This is a genomic window from Neobacillus drentensis (genome assembly GCF_036965645.1).
In the GTDB taxonomy this organism is placed as follows: Bacteria; Bacillota; Bacilli; order Bacillales; family Cytobacillaceae; genus Neobacillus; species Neobacillus drentensis_D.
This window is the reverse complement of sequence record NZ_JBALPZ010000070.1, coordinates 50,917-57,285: the sequence shown is the minus strand read 5'-3', so window position 1 is coordinate 57,285 and position 6,369 is coordinate 50,917. Positions and strand designations below refer to the sequence as shown.

6 protein-coding genes are annotated in these 6,369 nt (G+C 40.6%); all 6 read right to left on the bottom strand.

The annotated features are described in order from the left end of the window. Positions 1-66 precede the first annotated feature (66 nt). Positions 67-1,581 (bottom strand): flotillin family protein, encoded by a 1,515-nt coding sequence (locus V7266_RS14560; protein WP_335468611.1) that lies wholly within the window; start codon positions 1,579-1,581, stop codon positions 67-69. 14 nt (positions 1,582-1,595) lie between these two features. Then, positions 1,596-2,141 carry an NfeD family protein gene (locus V7266_RS14555; RefSeq protein ID WP_335468610.1) on the bottom strand — a complete coding sequence of 182 codons (546 nt, stop codon included), beginning with the start codon at positions 2,139-2,141 and terminating at the stop codon, positions 1,596-1,598. A gap of 175 nt (positions 2,142-2,316) precedes the next feature. Further along, positions 2,317-3,051 carry an amino acid ABC transporter ATP-binding protein gene (locus V7266_RS14550; RefSeq protein WP_335468609.1) on the bottom strand — a complete coding sequence of 245 codons (735 nt, stop codon included), beginning with the start codon at positions 3,049-3,051 and terminating at the stop codon, positions 2,317-2,319. Positions 3,052-3,073: 22 nt separating this feature from the next. Next, the gene (locus V7266_RS14545) at positions 3,074-3,772 is read right to left on the bottom strand and encodes an amino acid ABC transporter permease (protein WP_335468608.1); all 699 of its coding nucleotides are present in this window, start codon (positions 3,770-3,772) and stop codon (positions 3,074-3,076) included. Then, positions 3,759-4,592: an amino acid ABC transporter substrate-binding protein gene (locus V7266_RS14540; protein ID WP_335468607.1), complete on the bottom strand. Its 834-nt coding sequence runs from the start codon at positions 4,590-4,592 to the stop codon at positions 3,759-3,761. Before V7266_RS14540 ends, V7266_RS14545 begins: the two co-directional genes overlap by 14 nt. Positions 4,593-4,741: 149 nt before the next feature. Continuing rightward, positions 4,742-6,172: an amino acid permease gene (locus V7266_RS14535; RefSeq protein ID WP_335468606.1), complete on the bottom strand. Its 1,431-nt coding sequence runs from the start codon at positions 6,170-6,172 to the stop codon at positions 4,742-4,744. Between the last annotated feature and the right edge of the window lie 197 nt (positions 6,173-6,369).

Below are 6,369 nucleotides of genomic sequence, written 5' to 3'. Positions count from 1 at the left end.
AACTAATAGATTCTATTAAATCACACCAAAAGAGCCTTATCAGCATGGCGATAAGGCTCTTTAAACCTATTCAGCTTTATTTTTAATTTCTTCCGTTAATTCCTCAATGCTTTTTCTTACATTAGATTTACCAGAGTAATTTTCAATTAATTCTTTCACATCAATACCGCTCGAAGCCTTCAAGGACTCCTGCAATGTTGCCATTAAGTTGGTAGCGTAGCTGGTGATTTTATTGGCACCGCCATTAACACCTGAAGCACCACCTGTATCAACAACGGTAATTTTATCAATATTGGATAACGGGGCAGCCACTTGCTTCGCATACTCGGGAAGCATTTTGATAATCATATCCAAAATAGCCGCCTGACCAAACTGTTCAAAGGCTTCCGCGATTTTTTCTTTTGCCTCCGCTTCTGCCAGACCTTTCAAGCGGATAATTTCCGCTTCTGTTGAACCTTGTGCCTTTTGCGCCTCCGCCTTTGCCAGACCATCGAGACGGATCCGTTCTGCTTCCGCCTTTGCCATTGCTTCAATCCGGTATTTATTAGCCTCAGCTTCGGCAATTTCTTTTGCCTTGTTAGCAGCAGCCGATTGCTCTACTGAATAACGATCAGCGTCCGCTTTTTTCTTCACTTCCGAATCATATTGACGTTCACGGCGCAGGATCTCTTTTTCCTCTAGTTCAATTTGCTTCTGTCTCTCAATAATCTTGATTTGCATTTCCTGCTCCGTTACATCCTGCTTGGCCCTTGCACTTTCCAAATCATACGCTTGGTCTGCACGGGCTTTGGCAATATCCTGCTCCCGGCGGAACTCGGCAATTTTCAGCTGATTAATTTTCTCGGCTTCCGCAATTTCCGTGGCCCGCTCTAATTCATTGCGCTTCGCTTCCTTAGCCGCTTCCGCTTTTTTAATCCTTGTTTCTTTTTCTGCCTCTGCTGTGGCAATATCGGCATCCCGTTTTACTTGAGCAATCCGCGGTTTCCCAAGGGAATCTAAATAGCCGTTTTTATCCCGAACATCTTTAATCGTAAATGAAACAATTACTAACCCCATTTTCGCTAAGTCCTGCGAGGCAACACGTTGGACCTCTTGCGAAAATTTATCGCGGTTTTTATAAATTTCTTCAACGGTCATTGAACCGAGGATCGAACGTAAATGTCCTTCAAGTACCTCTCTTGCTTCGTTTTCACGGTCTTCTTTCGGTTTTCCAAGAAACTGTTCTGCAGCTGTTGCAATCTCGCTAATCGAGCCGCCGATCTTAATAATGGCGACTCCATCTGCCATGACGGGCACCCCTTGCTCCGTATAAACCTCCGGAGTGGTTACTTCTAATTTGCTAGATAACAAGCTTAGTGGTTTGGCTTGTTGAAAGACTGGTAAAATAAAACTACCACCGCCGCGGATAATCTTGATCTTATTACCTGATTCATCGACGTGGACATTCCTGTTCCCAAGGAAGCTGCCTGTTACAATTAACGCTTCGTCTGGTCCTGCTGTTTTATATTTAGTAATGAATACACCAATTAACGCCAGCAGAATAAGTACAACAACACCAATAATGATCCAAATCATTCCCATCTTCTTTAACCCCCCTATAAAGTAAAATTCTCTAATTGTTGATAAACGGTCACTTCAAGTACACCGTTTTTCACCTGGACGACTAGTACCCTTGTACCGTTCGGAATGGAATCACCGTCAAAACTTTTTGCAGGTTTGGCAATCCGGCCGCTCGTGCTTTCAATCAAGACCTCTCCATACCCATCAGCAGGAACTGGCGTGATGACAGTACCTACTCTTCCTTGCAAATCTGACTCTTTATAGACAAGTGATTCTTCGGCCCTGGATACCGGTACAAGAACAAATACATTTAGTAAGGTGACAAGCATAAACGCAATGATTGCTGAAATCCCGAGTATAAGCAGATAATGTATGGATGTTAACTTTTCAAATAAGTATCCGCTCGCAGACAAAATCGTCACAAAAGCAAATATTAATACTGGATTGAGAAAATCCAGCCCCTCCCCTGCCCCGTGAAAATGAAAAACGTCCGCGAACAATACATACAAAACAGTTATGACACCTGAAATAATTAAGGCGTAGAAATAAATGGTTTCTAAAGGAATGCTGAAAGGTTCCATTGGCATCCATCCTTATTTTAATGTACAAAGGAAGGTAGGTTTTAATATACATATCCTTCCTTATTTGACCATTGTAATATGTAATACGGACTAACAAAAGGAAAAGTTTCACAATTTTTTAGCTAAATTTTCCTTTCAATAAAAAAAGTGCCATAGCTTCATGAGCTACAGCACCTTATTGAATCATATTCAAAAACTTTCTTGTCCGTTCTTCTGTTGGATTCGTAAAAATTTGGTCCGGTTTATTACGTTCTACAACGACACCTTGGTCCATAAAAATCACTTCATCTGCCGCTTCCCGGGCAAAGCGCATTTCATGGGTGACTACAATCATCGTCATTCCTTCCGATGCGAGATCTTTCATGACCTTTAACACCTCACCGACCAATTCCGGGTCAAGTGCAGAGGTAGGTTCATCAAACAACATCACTTCAGGCTCCATCGCCAGAGCCCTGGCAATCCCGACACGCTGCTGCTGACCGCCAGATAACTGTGCCGGATAATAGTCTTGCTTATCAGCTAGCCCTACTTTTTCAAGTAAGGTTTGTGCTTTCTTCCGTGCGGTCTCCTTATTTTCTCCCTTCACAACAATTGGCCCTTCCATCACGTTTTCAAGGGCTGTTTTATGAGGGAATAGATTATAACTTTGAAATACCATACCGGTTAAACGGCGGAAAGCAGCAATATCTTTCTTCGCAACCGCTTTTGAAAAATCTAAACTTTTACCTGAGATCGAAATGACACCTTTCGTTGGTGTTTCTAAGATGTTCAAACAGCGGAGCATCGTTGTTTTACCAGAACCAGACGGCCCAATCACGACAACCACTTTGCCTTTTTCCACTTCTAGATCGATTCCTTTTAACACCTGTAACTGGTCAAATTGCTTATATAATCCATTGATTTTAATCATGCATAACACTCCATTTTCCTAGTTAAGCCCCGTAGCGGCCCAGTCTCTTTTCCAAGTACCCTTGCAGGATGGAAAGGAAAAAGCAGATAACCCAATAAATGAGTGCTACTTCTGAATAGACTAATAAAAATTCGTAGTTGGTCGAAGCAATCTCTTGACCGCGCCGAAACATTTCCGTAACCAATACCAGTGAAGCCAGCGAAGTATCTTTAACAAGACTAATAAAGGAATTAGATAAAGGCGGAATTGATACCCTTGCTGCCTGTGGCAAGATAATCCTTTTAAGTACTTGCCAGTAGGTCATGCCAATCGAATAACCTGCTTCCCACTGTCCCTTGGGTGTTGATAAAATCGCCGCTCTAATAATTTCAGACGAATAGGCACCGACACTAAGAGAAAAACCAATGACCGCTGAAATATACGGGTCTAACGTGATACCGAGATTAGGCAGTCCGTAAAAAATGATAAATAATTGCACAAGTAACGGAGTACCACGAATCGCAGAGACATACACCCGAGCGATGATTTGAAATATTTTCACCTCTGAAATTCGGGCTAAAGCCGTTAGAATGGCCAAAACCAAGCCAACGACAAAGGTAATAAGCGTGAGCGGTATCGTATAAAAAACAGCCCCCTCCAGCAGCGGCCGGAGGGAACTTTTTGCTATGTCAATTAACCTTGCTGTTCTTTCAGGATCAGCAAAAATACTATTTAAGTACATCTTCACCAAACCATTTCTCAGAGATTTTTTTATAAGTGCCGTCATCAACCATCTCTTTTAAGGCTTTATTGACTTCATCAACGAGTTTGTCACTATTCTTTCTAAACATAAAACCGCTTGAAGAAGCATCATCTGCTGTTGCGGCAACCTTAATTGGTGCATCGGGCTTTTGTTTTTTATAGTCTAAATAGGTAAGCTTATCGTTAATTGTCACATCGACACGTTTTTGTGCCAGCAATTCAACGGCCTGCTGGAATCCTTCTACACCAACAAGATTAGCTCCATATTTTTTGGCCATATCACCGTAGTTACTAGTCAGTGATTGGGCAGCGTTTAAGCCTTTGATATCTTCAAATTTTTTCACCTTAGTGTTTGAAGTATTAACAATAAGAACACCGGATGAGGTAATATATGGATCAGAAAAGTCGTATTTCTTTTGACGGTCAGGACGAATACCAACCTCGTTCGCGATCATATCAAAACGCTTTGCATCTAAACCAGCAAACATAGCATCCCATTGCGTTTCTTTATATTCTACTTTTACACCTAGCCGTTTTGCCACTTCATTTGTTAAGTCGACATCAAATCCAGTTAAATTACCGCTTGTATCATGGAAAGTGAATGGCGGATATGTACCTTCAGTACCAACCGTGATTTTTCCATCGTCTTGAATCTTTTTCAATAAATCTTGATTATCCGCAGTTTTCTTTTCTTCTGTGTTAACTGCTGTCTTTTGATCTTTTTTCTCATCTTTGCCACAAGCTGAAAGCACGAACATAAAGCTTAAAAGCAGTGCAAAAATGACCGTAAGTTTTTTCATGTTGTGAATCCCCCTAATTCTTACTATTTTTATCGGATTTACTTATTTTATTACAACCTCTAGCAACTGTCAAAAGAAATGATCCATTTTATGTAGCTTATTTTACCCTTTAATAAGAAATAAAAACCTATCAGAAAAATTCTGATAGGTTAAGCAGATAGGGCACGTTTTGTTTTCTGATCGGAAGACTTTTTCTTTTTTGTTTTTGGTCGATAGAAAAGAATACCGCTCGCAAGTAAAATCATACCGTACATAAACGTTTTAAGATCAGCTGTACCAGCAATGATAACCCAAATCGAATAGACCGTTGCCAATATAGCAATGATACCGTCAGTTATTTTTTGTCTTCCTACCGAATAGGTCTCTCCTGTCATCACTAGTTTCAGCTGGTAGACAGCTGAGATAAGGTAAGGCACTAAATAGGATAAAGTCGCGATGACAACGACGAAGTCAAACGCTCCTGAAATGGATTTTGATACAGTAGAAAAAATAAACACCTGACCTAATCCATTCGATACAATCATTGAAAACACAGGCAGGCCTTTCTTATTTTCTCTTAAGAAAGCTGGAAGGAATAATCCTTGTTTAGCTGCTTGATAAGGAACCTCTGCAGTTAACATTAACCAGCCAATTGTTGAGCCAAAAATGCTAATTAATCCAATGCCTGCTAATAATTTTCCGCCTACTGGTCCCAGCATAATTTGAATGGCATCAATTAATGGTTTATCAGAATGAATTAGCGTATTTTGATCCAGCATCCCCATCACTAGGGCGCTGATTCCTACATAGATCCCCAGCGCAATAAACAACCCAAGGATCGTTGCTCTTTTGACATCCGATTGTTTTTTTGCACGGGAAGCAAATACAACAGCTGATTCTACACCAATAAATGCCCATAAGGTATTAACAGCAGCACCGTTAATTTGACTCATAATACCGATAGCATGCCCTGCATCATCCATTCTTGGTGCGATAAACGGAAGGATGTTACTCTTTTGAAATGCAAACAGACCAACAATAATAAAGAAGACAAAACCAGCTACTTTTGCTGCAGTAGCTAGAAAATTTAATTTCCCCGCACTTTCCATGCCGCGCAGGATAATGAAATGTGTACCCCAAAGCAATAAGGAACACACTAAAAACGTTAAACCATTCCCTACTTTAATGGTAAAAGTACCGACTGTAAACCAGTTGGCATTGCTTGTTAAGATGGGAAAGAAGGTGGATAAATATCCGGCAAACGTGGTGATCATCGCAACGTTACCGGCTAGGTTTCCAATCCAATAACCCCATGTAGTCATAAAACCTGATAAAGCAGATGCATGAGAACTTGGCTTAAATAGTTCTTTTGCATAGATTTGCGGCCCGCCTGTTAAATTCGGTTTGCGAATCGCCAAGTTACCAAAAACTAGGGCCAGCATCAGAACTCCGAGACCTGTAACGAGCCAAGCAGATAGTACACCTGCTGGACTGGCTGCTTCTGATAGAGAGCGAGGCAGCATAAAAATACCTGAGCCAACCATGTTCCCAATGACAAGGGCAGTTAATACCCAAAATCCTAATTTATTTGAATTCCCCACGGTTATCCTCCTCGAAGTATCTTTTATATTAAAATAACGTTTTTTGATTGAATTTTAATGGACATCACTTAATATAGGACCTTCGAAGGTCTTAGTCAATGGGAAATTTTTATCTTACTAAAGTATTAGAGCAAAAAAATATTAAGTATCCTAAATAGTTACATTACTATTTGAAGGCAGTTGGTTCTTCTAAGTTG

Coding starts and splice junctions, on each gene's coding strand:
- V7266_RS14550 (WP_335468609.1), bottom strand. CDS start 3,051: ATGATTAAAATCAATGGATTATATAAGCAATTTGACCAGTTACAGGTG.
- V7266_RS14555 (WP_335468610.1), bottom strand. CDS start 2,141: ATGGAACCTTTCAGCATTCCTTTAGAAACCATTTATTTCTACGCCTTA.
- V7266_RS14540 (WP_335468607.1), bottom strand. CDS start 4,592: ATGAAAAAACTTACGGTCATTTTTGCACTGCTTTTAAGCTTTATGTTC.
- V7266_RS14560 (WP_335468611.1), bottom strand. CDS start 1,581: ATGGGAATGATTTGGATCATTATTGGTGTTGTTGTACTTATTCTGCTG.
- V7266_RS14545 (WP_335468608.1), bottom strand. CDS start 3,772: ATGTACTTAAATAGTATTTTTGCTGATCCTGAAAGAACAGCAAGGTTA.